11 protein-coding genes and 1 riboswitch are annotated in these 14,369 nt (G+C 68.1%); of the genes, 6 read left to right on the top strand and 5 right to left on the bottom strand.

Features of this window, described 5'->3' with window-relative positions; all coding sequences use genetic code 11:
• Positions 1–23: 23 nt before the first annotated feature.
• From alaS to OYE22_RS30875, 6 genes are all read left to right on the top strand, one after another.
• Positions 24–2,672: an alanine--tRNA ligase gene (gene alaS / locus OYE22_RS30900; RefSeq protein ID WP_277323483.1), complete on the top strand. Its 2,649-nt coding sequence runs from the start codon at positions 24–26 to the stop codon at positions 2,670–2,672.
• Between the two features lie 265 nt (positions 2,673–2,937).
• A riboswitch (cobalamin riboswitch) is annotated at positions 2,938–3,158 on the top strand.
• A 169-nt stretch (positions 3,159–3,327) separates the two neighbouring features.
• Entirely contained in the window at positions 3,328–5,646 is a 2,319-nt protein-coding gene (metE, locus tag OYE22_RS30895) for a 5-methyltetrahydropteroyltriglutamate--homocysteine S-methyltransferase (RefSeq protein WP_277323482.1), read from the top strand.
• A gap of 957 nt (positions 5,647–6,603) precedes the next feature.
• Entirely contained in the window at positions 6,604–7,149 is a 546-nt protein-coding gene (locus tag OYE22_RS30890) for a regulator component (RefSeq protein WP_277323481.1), read from the top strand.
• Positions 7,146–8,321 carry an MAB_1171c family putative transporter gene (locus OYE22_RS30885; RefSeq protein ID WP_277323480.1) on the top strand — a complete coding sequence of 392 codons (1,176 nt, stop codon included), beginning with the start codon at positions 7,146–7,148 and terminating at the stop codon, positions 8,319–8,321. The genes OYE22_RS30890 and OYE22_RS30885 overlap by 4 nt, the downstream gene beginning before the upstream one ends.
• A 4-nt stretch (positions 8,322–8,325) precedes the next feature.
• Positions 8,326–9,504: a cytochrome P450 gene (locus tag OYE22_RS30880; protein ID WP_277323479.1), complete on the top strand. Its 1,179-nt coding sequence runs from the start codon at positions 8,326–8,328 to the stop codon at positions 9,502–9,504.
• A 337-nt stretch (positions 9,505–9,841) separates the two neighbouring features.
• Positions 9,842–10,564, top strand: a complete 723-nt coding sequence (locus OYE22_RS30875) for a helix-turn-helix domain-containing protein (protein ID WP_277323478.1) — start codon at positions 9,842–9,844, stop codon at positions 10,562–10,564.
• Positions 10,565–10,653: 89 nt separating this feature from the next.
• On the opposite strand, the gene OYE22_RS30870 is transcribed toward OYE22_RS30875, so the two are convergent.
• The 5 genes from OYE22_RS30870 to OYE22_RS30850 all read right to left on the bottom strand — a co-directional run bounded on the left by OYE22_RS30870 (position 10,654) and on the right by OYE22_RS30850 (position 14,215).
• Positions 10,654–10,923: a helix-turn-helix transcriptional regulator gene (locus tag OYE22_RS30870; RefSeq protein ID WP_277323477.1), complete on the bottom strand. Its 270-nt coding sequence runs from the start codon at positions 10,921–10,923 to the stop codon at positions 10,654–10,656.
• A 95-nt stretch (positions 10,924–11,018) separates the two neighbouring features.
• Complete coding sequence (locus OYE22_RS30865) at positions 11,019–11,987, bottom strand: tetratricopeptide repeat protein (protein ID WP_277323476.1); 969 nt, start codon at positions 11,985–11,987, stop codon at positions 11,019–11,021.
• A 263-nt stretch (positions 11,988–12,250) separates the two neighbouring features.
• Positions 12,251–12,463, bottom strand: a complete 213-nt coding sequence (locus OYE22_RS30860) for a hypothetical protein (protein ID WP_277323475.1) — start codon at positions 12,461–12,463, stop codon at positions 12,251–12,253.
• Between the two features lie 140 nt (positions 12,464–12,603).
• Positions 12,604–13,419: an ATP-binding protein gene (locus OYE22_RS30855; RefSeq protein WP_277323474.1), complete on the bottom strand. Its 816-nt coding sequence runs from the start codon at positions 13,417–13,419 to the stop codon at positions 12,604–12,606.
• A 217-nt stretch (positions 13,420–13,636) separates the two neighbouring features.
• Positions 13,637–14,215, bottom strand: coding sequence for an ATP-binding protein (locus OYE22_RS30850; protein ID WP_277323473.1), 579 nt, complete (start codon positions 14,213–14,215; stop codon positions 13,637–13,639).
• Positions 14,216–14,369: the final 154 nt, after the last annotated feature.

Raw genomic sequence — 14,369 nt, 5'->3', positions numbered from 1 at the left:
TCTGATCCACCGAAGGACACCCTGTGCGTACCTCCGACATCCGTAGCAGATTCCTCGACCACTTCGCCGAGCGCGGCCACACGGTCGTCCCCAGCGCGCCCCTGCCCACTCCGGACCCGACGCTGCTGTTCGTCAACGCCGGAATGGTGCCGTTCAAGCCGTACTTCACCGGTGAGGCAGCCCCTCTGTGGGAGCGGACCACCAGCGTGCAGAAGTGCGTGAGGACCCTGGACATCGAGGAGGTCGGGAGGACAACCCGGCACGGCTCGTTCTTCCAGATGAACGGCAACTTTTCCTTCGGGGACTACTTTAAGGAAGAGGCCATCGCCTACGCCTGGGAGTTGTCTACGAGCCCCCAGGCAGATGGCGGGTACGGCCTGGCCCCAGACAAGATCTGGATCACGGTTCACCACTCCGACACCGAGTCGCGCGGGATCTGGCGTCGGGTCGCGGGCCTACCCGACGAGCGGATCGTGGAACGGGGAGACGAGGACAACTTCTGGTCCATGGGCGTTCCCGGCCCCTGTGGACCGTGCTCTGAGCTGTACTACGACCGTGGCCCCGAGTTCGGCCTCGAAGGCGGTCCCGCGATTGACGAGGACCGGTACATGGAGTTCTGGAACCTCGTCTTCATGCAGTACGAGCGCGGTGAGGGGCCCGGCAAGTCCGGCTATCCGATCCGGGGCGAGCTCCCGCGCCGCAACATCGACACCGGCATGGGCCTGGAGCGCATGGCCACCCTCCTCCAGGGCGTCGACAACCTCTACGAGATCGACGAGACCCGCCCCATCCTCGACCGAGCCGCCGCCCTCGCAGGAATCCGGTACGGGGCCGACACGCAGGCCGACGTGCGCCTGCGCGTCGTGGCCGACCACGTCCGCACCGCGCTCATGCTCCTCGGGGACGGTACAGCTCCCGGCAACGAGGGCCGCGGCTACGTCCTACGCCGCATCCTGCGCCGCGCGGTGCGCTCCATGCGCCAGCTCGGCTACCGAGACCCGGCCCTCCGCGAACTGCTGCCCATCGCCCGAGACTGTATGGCCCCCAGCTACCCGGAGATCGCCGAGGCGTTCCCTCGGATCACTGGCCAGGCGTACGGCGAGGAGGACATCTTCCGCGCCACGCTGAAGCAGGGCACCACCGTCCTGGACACGGCCGTCACGAAGGTCAAGGCTGAAGGTGGGCGTTCGCTGCCCGGCGCCCAGGCGTTCCTGTTGCACGACACCTACGGCTTCCCCATCGACCTCACCCTGGAGATGGCCGCCGAGCAGGGCGTGGAGGTGGACCGGGAGGGCTTCACCGCGTTGATGAACGCCCAGCGGGAGCGGGCCCGCGCGGACGCCAGGGCCCGTAAGTCGGGCAGCGTCGTCGACACCTCAGAGCTGCGCTCCGTCCTGGACGCGAACGGGCCGACCGACTGGGTGGCCTGGGAGGCCCTGACCACCGAGTCGCGTGTCCTCGCGGTCCTTGGCACCGAGGGCGCGTTGCAAGTAGCCCGCACCGGGGACATCGCCACCGTCGTCCTCGACCGCTCACCCTTCTACGCCGAATCCGGCGGTCAGGACAGCGACGCGGGCATTCTGTCCGGCGCCTCCGTCGAGGGCGAGGTTCTCGACGTCCAGCGGCCCCTGCCCGGCCTCGTCGTCCACCAGGTACGCATCACCGCCGGCGAGCTCGCGGTCGGCGACGCCGTGCATGCGGCCGTCGACCCCGACTGGCGGCTCGGAGCCCGCCAGGCCCACTCCGGCACCCACGTCCTGCACGCCGCCCTGCGCGAGATCCTCGGCCCCGCCGCCCTCCAGGCCGGCTCCTACAACCGCCCCGGTTACCTGCGCCTGGACTTCCCCTGGCGCGGCGGCCTCTCGTCGACCGTCCGCAGCGAGGTGGAGGAGGCGGCGAACCGGGCCCTGCGCCGCGACCTGCCCGTCGGCGTCCGGTGGATGCCCCTGCCCGAAGCCAAGGAACTGGGTGCGCTCGCCCTGTTCGACGAGACGTATGGGGAGAAGGTCCGCGTCGTCGAGATCGGCGGGGCCTGGTCGCGCGAGCTGTGCGGCGGCACCCACGTCGAGCACGCCTCCCAGATCGGCACAGTCGCCCTGACCTCCGAGGGCTCCGTCGGTGCCGGAATGCGCCGCCTTGAAGCGGCCGTCGGCATCGAGGGCTTTGCCTACCTCGCCCGCGAGCGCGACCTTGTCGCGCGGATCGCCGAACAGCTCGGCGCCCCCCGCACCGAGCTCTCCGAGAAGATCGCCAGCCTGTTGGACCGCCTCAAGGCGGTCGACCGGGAGAACGCTCGCCTCAAACAGCAGGCCACCACCACCCGCGCCGCCGAACTCGCCGACGCGGCCACCGACGCGAACGGAGTGCAGGTCGTTACCACCACCGCCGTCGGCGGTAGCGCCGATGATGCTCGTGCGCTCGCCCTGGCCATCCGCAACCGACTGCCCGCCCATGTGCCTGGCGCGGTCGCCGTCGGCACGGAAGACGGCGTCCTCGTCCTCACTCTCAACAAGACGGCACGCGAAGCGGGCCTGCACGCTTCCCAGCTGGTCAAGCAGCTCCTCGACGGCCGAGGCGGTGGCTCTGCCGAGCTCGCCCAAGGCGGTGGCCTTGAACTCGACGGAATCGCCGACGTCCTCACGACACTGCCCGCTGTGATCGCCACTCGCTGACGCCCGCCTGCAGCACCCTCTCCTCCCGTCCCCGTGCCCCCGTCGCCGGACAGGGACACGGGGACGGGCGCTACACAAACCTCCGGCCCGAACAAGCAGGCTGAGGGGACTGCACCGCCGATGGGTGAGGATCCCGCGTGGCGGCGGCTGGGGCAGGGCGGGAAGCGCGTGTGCGCCGCTCCGCCCCTCGCCTGCCTGTCTCGACACCCTGCCCCTCACCTTCCGGATTCTGGACGCCGCTCTTCCTTCCGCGGCACCACCCCGTAGGCTGACCGCAGCAGCTGGTTCGCCCCGTCCGCCAGGCGGGGTGTCGTAAGAGGGAACCCGGTGAGAATCCGGGACTGCCCCGCAGCGGTGAGTGGGAACGACCGCCGTCAACGCACTGGGTTCGACGTACCGGACCTGGGAAGCGACGGCCACTAGGTGTCCTCCGTCAGAAGGACGTGCCCGCAAGTCCGAAGACCTGCCAACTGCCCGCGTGCGGACCGTTTCGTGCGCGGACATCCCGGTGACCTCGAGGGCGGGTCGGCGTACACACCAGAGAGAACGACCGTGCCTGCGCCGCGCGGAGTCGTTGCCCTCCGGTTTGTCATTCCCTTCGCGCTCTCGTCCCGTCACCGGGATCTCAGGGATTCATCTCGCGAAGGAGATCTCCGTGACAGCGAAGTCCGCAGCTGCGGCAGCACGGGCCACCGTGTACGGCTTCCCCCGCCAGGGCCAGAACCGGGAACTGAAGAAGGCCATCGAGGGCTACTGGAAGGGTCGCGCCACCGCCGACACCCTCCACACCACCGCCGCTGAACTCCGGCGGAGCAATTGGCAGGCGCTGGCCGAGGCAGGCATCCACGAGGTGCCGACCGGCGACTTCTCGTACTACGACCACGTCCTCGACACCACCGTCATGGTGGGCGCGATCCCCGAACGACACCGCGCCGCCATCGCGGCAGACGCGACGGACGGTTACTTCGCGATGGCACGCGGTACCCAGGAGGTCGCACCGCTGGAGATGACCAAGTGGTTCGACACCAACTACCACTACCTGGTCCCCGAACTGGGCCCCGACACCGTCTTCGCGGCCGACTCGACCAAGCAGGTCGCCGAGTTGAAGGAAGCCCTCGACCAGGGGCTCACCACCCGGCCCGTGCTGGTCGGTCCGGTCACCTATCTCCTGCTCGCCAAGCCCGCCCCCGGCGTGCCCGCCGACTTCGAACCACTGACGCTCCTGGACCGCCTGCTGCCGGTGTACGCCGAGGTGATCGCCGACCTGCGGGCCGCCGGCGCCGAGTGGGTGCAGCTCGATGAGCCCACCCTGGTGCAGGATCGCACCCCGGCCGAGCTGAACGCCGCCGAGCGCGCCTACCGCGATCTCGGCGCCCTCGCGGACCGGCCCAAGCTACTGGTGGCCTCCTACTTCGACCGACTCGGCGACGCCCTGCCGGTGCTGGCCAAGGCGCCAGTGGACGGACTGGCGCTGGACTTCACCGAGGCCGCCGCCGCCAACCTGGACGCGCTGGCCGCCGTCGGCGGGCTGCCCGGCAAGCGCTTGGTCGCCGGTGTCGTGAACGGCCGCAACATCTGGATCAACGACCTGCAGAAGTCACTGTCCACCCTCGGCACCCTTCTCGGGCTCGCCGACCGCGTCGACATCGCCGCCTCCTGCTCGCTACTGCACGTCCCACTGGATGCCACGGCCGAGCGGGACATCGACCCGCAGATCCTGCGCTGGCTGGCCTTCGCGAAGCAGAAGACCACCGAGATTGTCACCCTCGCCAAGGGCCTCGCCCAGGGCGTCGACGCCATCACCGGCGAACTCGCGGCCAACCGCGCCAACCTGGTCTCCCGCGCCACCTCGCCCATCACCCGCGACCCTGCCGTCCGGTCCCGTGCCGAGGCCGTGACGGACGCTGACGGGCGCCGCTCTCAGCCGTACGCCGAACGCGCCGCCGCCCAGCGCGCCCACCTCGACCTGCCGCTGCTGCCGACCACGACCATCGGCTCGTTCCCACAGACGACCGAACTGCGGACCGCCCGCGCCGATCTGCGCGCCGGCCGCGTCGACACCGCCGGGTACGAGGAGCGCATCAGGGCTGAGATCCAGGAGGTGGTCTCCTTCCAGGAGGAGACCGGGATCGACGTCCTGGTGCACGGCGAACCCGAGCGCAACGACATGGTCCAGTACTTCGCCGAACAGCTCACCGGCTACCTCGCCACCCAGCACGGCTGGGTCCAGTCGTACGGCACCCGGTACGTCCGTCCGCCGGTTCTGGCCGGTGACATCTCCCGTCCCGAGCCGATGACGGTGCGCTGGACGTCCTACGCCCAGTCGCTGAGCGACCGCCCGGTCAAGGGCATGCTCACCGGGCCGGTCACCATGCTCGCCTGGTCCTTCGTCCGCGACGACCAGCCGCTCGGCGACACCGCCCGTCAGGTCGCCCTCGCCCTGCGCGACGAGGTGGGCGACCTGGAGGCCGCCGGCACCTCGGTCATCCAGGTCGACGAGCCCGCGCTGCGTGAGACGCTGCCGCTGCGGGCGGCCGACCACGCCGCGTACCTCGCCTGGGCGACCGAGGCGTTTCGGCTCAGCACTTCCGGTGTGCGGCCGGACACCCAGATCCACACCCACATGTGCTACGCCGAGTTCGGCGACATCATCCAGGCCATCGACGACCTCGACGCCGATGTCATCAGCCTGGAGGCCGCACGGTCCCACATGCAGGTCGCCCGGGAACTGGCCGCGCACGGCTACCCACGCGAGGCCGGGCCGGGTGTCTACGACATCCACTCCCCGCGCGTCCCGAGCGCTGAGGAGGCCGCGGACCTCCTGCGCACCGGACTGAAGGCCATCCCGGCCGAACGGCTGTGGGTCAACCCTGACTGCGGCCTGAAGACCCGCGGCTGGCCCGAGACCCGGGCCTCGCTGGAGAACCTGGTCGCCGCCGCCCGCGCCGTCCGGGGCGAGCTGCCCGCCTCCTGACCGAGGAACTCAGTGGGCCGGGACGCCGCAAGCGTCCCGGCCCGGTTCGAGGGCCTGCTGGCCATGGGCGACAGCTCGGCAGTCAGTCCGTCAAGCCGCTTCGAACGGGAAGGCTGACGGCGGCTCGAACATCTGGAAGGTCAGCCTCGACGGCTCGCTCTTCGCCACTGCCGCCGGGGGGGATCGTCGGTGTCGACGATCCGATCACCATGCGCCGGGGCGCCGGAAGCGCTCATCGCAACCGTAGGGTCGCCGCATGTGCGTCGTCTCCCTGCTGCCTGCCGCGACCGACGTGGTCGCCGAGCTCGGCCTGTCTGCCCGGCTCGTTGGCTGAACCCTCGAATGCGACTGGCACCGCGACACGTCGCGTCCGTCCAGTGGTCACCGACTCCGAGCTGGAGCAGAACCAGCTCACCAACCGGGAGATCTCTGACGCCGTCGGCGGGTCGGTGCACTCCGGATCCTTCGCTCTACACCTAGGACACCGAGGCACTGGGGGCACTGCGCCCCTATGTCGTGCTCACCCAGGATCTGTGCGGTGTGTGCGCCGTCTGTCGAGAGCCGCGGGAGGCGTGGGGCGGTGCTGGGTGGACGCTGAGGGTTACCCGTCACTTCGGGAGATCGGGACCATGACATGCGCCACAGCTTGCCCTGAATCGACCCCGAAGGCACCGGGCCTAAGCCCCCTGAACAAGCGGACGTAGTGGACATCAGCTGGCTTACCTTAGCCACTGCCTCAGCCACATTGCCCTTGTCACACAAGGCGTGACCCCCTCCCTCAAGGTCGAAGCGCACACCCTCATCTGCGAAGCCCTCGTTGCCCGCCTCACGGGGCCCACTTCCTCACGCTGGAACTTCGAGTTCCGGTGGGCGTGAGGTTTTCACTCGCTTCTGGCATCCTCCCCGCTGTCACTCACGACGGATTGCGAGACGTAGCCGAAGAGGGAGGTTGTTGCCATGTCATTGCCCGTAGCCGCCGGCATTCGACTGCGCGAATCGTGCGAGAAGCAAGTTGAACTTCTACGCCTGCCCTATCGATTCAGTATGCGCGAACTACGTGACGCGGTGGCCGAACTGCGCGGAAGGCCGATCGTGCTGAAGCCGTTGAGCACACTCGGCACCATTGACGCGCCTTGCGGTATCAGGATCGAAACCCCTTCAGCCGATCTCCTCTATTACGAGGAGGGGACTTCCGTACACCATCAGCGGCACATTCTCGCGCACGAACTGTCTCACGTGTACTGCGATCACCCAGGAAGCCTGGGAATCGACGCAGATACGGCGCAGGCCATCGGCGTGAGCCCCACACTGGTTATGCGCATGTCAGGGCGCACCAGCTACTCGTCAACTGACGAACGCGAAGCGGAGATGATGGCGACGGTCATCCGTCAGCGCATCTACCGCGAGCGCGAACTCCCTTCGCACCGACCGGAGAAGGGAACGGATAGCTGGGACGCGCTTTTTGCCCAGCCCACCAAGAGAGGCCGGTTCCGTTCGCGATGAACGCCGTATTCCTGAGCATGGCATGCCTGCTCGCGGCGGCTGCCCTCTACTGGATCTTCGGCCGTGGCGCTCCTCGGCCGACAGGCACCTGGACGATGGGTGCTCTCCTCGGCTCCTTCACTCTGGCATTCGCCTCGTACGCGCCGCTGTTTGAGAACGCCATCGAAGCCGTTGTGCCGCACGTGGCCCGACTAGTAAGTAACTGTTCCTCGCTGGCCGCTGCCACCGCAGTCGTGGCTATCTCTTTCCAGCTCAACCTGGAGGCGTCGGAAGCACGGCGGCAAATCCGCCTGCGCCTCCTACTCTTCGCCGCGTCCGCCTGCGGAATGACCGCCCTCTTCGTTTACGAGCAGATGTCGAACCGCTCCGCGCGGGTGTACGCGCTGTACGTGCTCCTGTTCATCTCCTACCTCGGCTTCGCCGTCGTCGACTTTCTGATCCAGGCCGTGCGTCAGTCGAAGACGAGTCGGCGCATCAGCCTGCGAATAGGGCTGCGAACGGCGGCAGGAGGCTGCGTCTTCGCGCTGGTCTACGTGGCGTACAAGCTGACGGTCCTGGTTTCGCTCGGCCTGGGCTACCAGCTCGTACCCGCCGGCTCGAAGTGCTCGTCGCTCGTGGCCACGCCGTGCGTCTTCAGCGTGACCTCTCCGGCGCTGGCCGTCCTGCTGATCTGCCTCGGCCTCACGTTGCCCGCCGTCGTCTACCCGCTCAGCCAGGCCCGCCGCCGACGCTGGGAGACGCGGTCCTTCGATGCACTTGGCGCTCTGTGGCGCGACCTGACCGCCGCAGTGCCCGAGGTCGTCCTCTCGCCTGCGGGCTCCGCCGGTCACGACACGGACTTCTTGCTCCAGCGACGGGTCATCGAGATCAGCGACGGCATCCTCGCGCTCCGGCCGTACCGGTCACGCGCGGTCCAGGAAGCGGCCCTACGGGTCTTCGACACCAGAACGGAGGCGGGTGGCGCCGCGGTCGAGGCGGCTGTCGTAAAGGCGGCCCTGGCCGCCTTTACGACCGGCGAGCTTCCCGAGGAAGTCGCTCCTCCCTTTGCGGGGGCCGGCCCCCGCAAGGACCTCCGCGCGGACACGGAGTGGCTCCTCCTTGTGGCTACCGCCTATGTCGCCCATCCTGGACGCGTCGCCGACGCCGGGCGGCCAAAACCCGTTGGAAATTGAAGGCATGCCCGACTCGACTGATGACCCTCGCTTCCTGCGGAACCCCTATCCCACCTACGCGGCCATGCGCTCCGCATGCCCAGTGCAGCTCGTATCCGCAGATTCCGGTCGCCACACCAGCTACCTGGTCACCGGCCACGCGGAAGCCAGAGCTGCTCTCGCCGACCCGCGGCTGTCGAAGGACACGGCCGCCTTCTTCGCAGGCAAGGGCTCACGGCGACGCCTGCACCCCGCGGTGGCACACAACATGCTGGCCAGCGACCCACCTCAGCACACCCGGCTGCGCAGGCTGGTGACCAAGGCATTCACCACGGGCGCCGTCGCCAAGCTGCACCCCTTCATCGCCCAGACCGCTGACGAACTCCTGGCGCAGTGGCGCGACGGTGAGTCCTTCGACTTCGTCGCCGGACTGGCAGTGCCGTTGCCAGTCATCGTTATCTGCGAGTTGCTCGGCATCCCCAAGGCTGACCGGCCTGCCGTCCAGCGCTGGTCCGGGGAGCTGTTCGCGGCAGGCCAGCCGGGCATCATCGACGCGGCCTCACACCACATGGCCGACTACATGACGACCCTCATCGCCGCCAAACGGCTCGCACCCGGCGACTCCCTACTCGACCGGCTCATCTCGGCCCGCGACGACGACTCCCACCTCACCGAGGAGGAACTGACCTCCCTGGCGGTGCTCCTGTTCGTCGCCGGACACGAGACCACCACCAACCTCCTCGGCAACGCCATCCTGGCGCTCCTCCAGAATCCGACCGCCCTGCACCGCCTACGGGAAAACCCGAACGACCTCCCGGGCGCCCTCGACGAGCTGCTCCGGTTCGATGCCCCACTCAGCCTCGCCACGTTCCGGTACACCACGGAACCCATCACGCTCGGCGACACCGCCATTCCGGCCGGCGCCCCGGTACGCATCGCCCTGAGCGCCGCCAACCGTGACCCCCAGCAGTTCCCAGCGCCCGATGTGCTCGACATCGACCGCGACGCCACCACCCACCTCAGCTTCGGCCACGGCATCCACCGCTGCCTCGGTGCGGCCCTGGCAAAGGCCGAGGCGGAGATCGCCCTGCGCACCGTACTCACCCGGTTCCCCGGGATTCGGCTCGCCGTGCCGCCTGATCACCTGGAGTGGCGGCGTACCCGCCTCGTCCGGGGACTCGCTTCGCTTCCGGTCGTCGCGTAAGCGCATCGCCGCCCCACGTCTGCGGCCTTTTCGTTGACGCGGTGCAGTTCCTCCGGCTCGCAGCCAGGGTTCGCGGCGACTACGGATGCGGCATCACCCCAACCGGCTCACAGGGCTCCCCCACTGCGACCATTCCGACCTGTTCTCACAGGACAGGAACTAGCAGTTCCACACCGTACGAACCAAACGCGTGAGCACCGTATAATTTCGCCAGAAAAATCCGCCACGAAGGAAAGGTGCGAGTGGGCGCTTGAGTTTTGAGTCATGTTCGGGGCGTGACTCAATTCACGATCGCTCCATTGCTTCTGCCATGAATGCTCGACCAGGAACCCCGAACATGATCACTCACGTCCTCCGCGCGGCCCGCGAACGCAACGGCCTCTCCACAGACCAGGCCGCAGAGCTCTGTGGTGTCTCCGGGCGCTGGTATCGCGCGCTGGAAAACGGAAACTCGGGCCGACACTCGAACGCCCTCCTGACGAAGATCAGGAGGGCTCTCGACCTGAGTGAGGAGGAGTGGCTCGTCCTCTACCGTCTCGTGGGCGCACAGGACCTTCCCGAAGAAATCATGGCACCGAAGAGCAGCACGCCAGTGCCACCCCGCATCCGCACGTTCGTTGAGGGCGTCGAGCCCTGGGGCGCCTACCTCTGTGACTACCGCTGGGACGTACTCGCGCACAACCGCGCGATCACACATCTCTTCCCATGGGTCAAAGAAGGCGTCAACGTCATGGAGTGGGCGCTGACCAACCCGGACGCTCCCACGAGCCTGATCCGCTGGGAAACCGATTGGGCCCTGCCGATGATGGCCCAACTGCGCCTTCATGATGCGCAGTGGAAAGACGACCCCCGCATGCAGGCCGTTACACAATCCATACTCTCAACAGCGGCGGGTCGACGATTGTGGAACTCCCCGAACCTGCCGCCTCTCTCCTACCCGGCCGCCGAGACGACGCGCCAACTCGTAGGGTCCGACACGCGGCTCTACGCAGTGTTTTTCGTGCCGCTCATGCCCCTTCAGCTCCCCTGGTATCGCTTTATGGCCGTCATGCCTGCGTGACGAGCTAGCTGGCGCCTGCGCGGGAACGACGTACGAGAAGTGTTCCGGGCTCGTGTGTTTCCGTAGCGAGGTGTCAGACCAGGTGAAGATCAGACCCGCTCGTTGCCAAGATCGATCAGGTCAACACCATTACGGAAGGCATAGGCCACCAAGTGTGCTCGGTTGCGAAGGCCGAGCCGCGACAGGGCTTTGCCGATGACGTGCTTGACGGTGTTCTGAGACAGACTCAGTTTCGTGGCGATAGCAGTGGTGTTCATTCCCTTCGCGACCAGGATCAGTACCTGCAACTCTCGGTACGTAAAGGCACTGCCGCGTCGGAGGGTAGAGGAGGGTTGGCACCCTAAGAGGTCGGGAGACACGCGTGGTTCGCCTTTCGAATGGCTTGTATGAGGGCCGCTTGCTTGCCGGAAGCGGTCGCAGACAGACGGGCGTACCCGCCCGATGTTCTGATGCGTCAGCAAGTTGTTGGTTGGCTCAGGGCACGCGCTGCGGACTCGTGACGTCGCGCGGCCTCGCTGCTGCCGAGCGCGCGAGCCACGTCCGCCAAAGCTCGATGATTGCGGGCCGCCTCCTGACGGAGGACGATCTCGCCGCCAGCACCGACGGTGCGTTCCAACGCGCGGGTCAGCGTGTCCCGGGACTCGTCGTACTGGCCAGCCCGGTGATGCACCACGCCGATCAGCCGCAGGATCATCGCCTCGTACGGACGTGGGGTGCCGGCGACGAGGGCCGGCACCCGGCACGCCTCTCGGTGCGCCTCGGCGAGCAGGCCCAACGCGGTGCCGTGGTACCCCGCGAGGGATTCGACCTCCGCCCAAGCCGCCAGCTCCCACATGATCGTGTCACCGATAGCCTGGCGCAGCCGGATGGCGTGCAGAAGGGCTTCACGGGCCAGCACTCCGTGTCCGAGGGCCTGGTGGGCCGCGGCTCTGATGTCGGAGATCACCGCCAGTCCCCACACGTGGTCGAAGTTACGGCGGTCATACAGCCTGGTGGCCTGGTCCAGCGTGACGAGAGCCTGCTGCTGGTCGCCCGCCTCGCACAACAGTCGCGCACGCGCCGTGAGAAGACGCGCCTGCAGAGGGCGATCGCCACTTCGCTCGGCGCTGTCCCAGCCCGACCGTTGGCTGTGGTACCAGGCGTCGGTGCGTCCCAACAGGCCCGCAGCCCAAGCGGCATCGGCGAGCTGACCGGCGAGGTGATGCAGCCCGGCGGCACGCGCCAGTTCCTGTACAGCGCTCAACGCCGACCGTTCCCGCTCCAGCCAGCGTGCCGCCGATTCGGCGTCCCGCACTGTGCTCTCGACCTCGGGGGTCGAGAGCGTGAAGGCCGGCTCGGCCACTCGGTGCACAGGGAACAGGGCGTTGGTCGCCGCGCCGGTCGTAGCCAGGTAGTAATCGCCCAGGTGAGCTACGGTCTCCACGCGCGCTGCTGTGTCCCGGCCCCGCACTTGGCCACGCAGCTGCTGGTGCGCCTCCTGCCCCAGGGCATAGCGGCTCGGGCCGATAGGAGTAAGCCGCCGCCGCACATGCTCAACGGCGGTTGTGCGCTCCGCGGACGGCATGCTTCGCAGCAACGTGCGCAGGACGGCCTCGGTGAAGTACGGAGTGGGGTGCATCCCCAGCCTCCAGTTCAAACCACCGCCTCCCGTCTCGGGGACCACGGATAGTTGCTCTGGCTCTTGGTTCACGCGAACCCGCCGTCCTGCGCGAGCCTGATCTGGCGAGCCAGCACGTCGGCATCCACCAACCTCTGCGGTGTGGGCTCGCGCACCCACTCCAACCGGTCCAGCAAGTGGTGGAAGTCGGTCATCGCCATGCACCGACCAGCTCGCGCCGGCCACCGCCGGCTGGTGCCGGCAGGCACCACCCACACCAGCCAGCCCGACACAGTTGCCACGGGCCCGCTCCCACCCGGCACGTGATCCATGCTCCGCAGGACCGCATCCGACGTGGGCCCTCCCTCTGTGATCACCACGTCGCAGGTCCCCCAATGCGCGGGCGTTCCTTGGCGCCCCTCGGCAAACGACTTGGTCACGGTCACGCGGTAGCTCCGCTTCCTGGCGGCAGGGCGAAGGTGCACCACACCTGCTTGCCGCGTGATGTACGCGTGCACCCCCATCGCGTGGACAGGCCGGCGACCAAGATCAGCCCTCGTCCCGCCTCTTCAGTCGCGGTCGCCTCGCGCAGGCACGGTTCCGCCAACGACGCGTCCTCGATCGCCACGGAGATCGCCGTCGGCGACGGTGCGACACGCACCGTGACCGCATCGCCGGACGGCGCGTGCTGCACGGCGTTGGCGAACAACTCGGTCACGCACACGTTCACGCGCAGCGAGAGATCGCTCGCTTCCGGCGCCCAGTCACTCACGCATGCGCTCACCCACTCCCGCACCGCCGCTGCCTGGGCGAACCGTGCCGGCACTTGCCATTGCTGCGACATCAAGCCCATTCCTGCCAACGACGTCGGCGAGATGACGAACGGCGGGTGCGGGAAGCCGCGTTGCCACTCGATCAGCGCTCGCCGCTCACGAGCGGACCTGGCCACCATGTGTTCCGCCGGGATGGCGATGCCCGCCGCGCCGCCGGCCCCCACCGCGTCGAGCGCCTGTCGCAGGCCGGCTCGCTGCAGCGGCGTCGACGCTTCCACACCCACCCGGTCGACGAACTCATCGACCACGACCCAACCGCAGGCCGTCACGTACTCGCGCACCGTGCTCAACGACTCGGTCCGCGCTCCCTCGTGGGTGTGCGCACCGGGCAACAGGCAGGCGTAGATCACCACCGCGGTGCCCGGTGGGGCTACCGCAGGTGGCGGCGCCGGGGCGGAAACGAGCGGACCTTCCGTGGGGGACATCGGGGGATTCCTCGTCATCGTGGGATGGCTACGGGGCCGTGGAGAGTCCCGTGTAGGTGGGGACGTCGCGACGCGTCGTCTCTGGGGGCACGGGCGGTTTCTGGAGCTGGTCACAGGCAGCGACGCAGGTGGAGCACAGGCGCGAGGCGCTGCCCAGAGCACGAACTCACTGGCGGGCCGAGGGCGCCAAGCTGGCGTCGTTGGTCCAGCTCACGCATCAGGCGTTTCTGATGCCGACGAGCACGCGACCGATGATGTTCGTGTCGACCTCAGCAGCTCTCGGCATCCCTAGGGTGCTCGTAGAAGACCGACTTGGAGGGTGCGACGGTTTTCCGCCTCCGCTCGCGTGTCCGGTGGGAGTCAGGCCGACTTCGGCCCACACCACCTTGCCGGCCGTGCCGCGAGCCGGATGGTGACCCCAGCGCCTGCTCAACGCTGCGACGATGAAGATGCCGCGGCCCCCTGTAGCCTCGACACCGACCTCCTTCAGCACTGGCGGCCTCGTGTCGCGGTCCCACACCGACACCCGCACCACGTCGCCGACGATCTCCAGCATGAACTCGAAGGTCTGCGCCCTGTTCCACGACGAGAATGGAGAAGCTTGCGCCTCGTCCTGCTTGGGGTACCGCACGGCGTTCGTGGCCAGCTCCGACACAAGGAGCTGCACAGTCTCGATCGTGTCGGAGTGCACACCCCAACGGGACAGAACGTCTGCCGTGTGCAACCGTGCCAGGCCGACGGCATTGGGGGTATCGGCCAACGTGAGCCTGTTGCGCGGATGTGGTGAATGGGACATGTGTGCCTCCCGAACTGGGAGAGGAGCGCGAGGTGTGTTCGCTGGCTCTCGCTCGTTTGGTGGGATTGCCGAGCCGGGATCAGCGGTTCGAACAGCGGCAGGCGGCATCCCGGGTTACCGCCCACCCTCCCCGGGCCCGGGACGCCCATGCCGC

It is taken from the genome of Streptomyces sp. 71268 (assembly GCF_029392895.1).
Lineage (GTDB): Bacteria > Actinomycetota > Actinomycetes > Streptomycetales > Streptomycetaceae > Streptomyces.
Note: the sequence above shows the minus strand (reverse complement) of the source record. Positions and strands in the feature narration are given on the sequence as shown.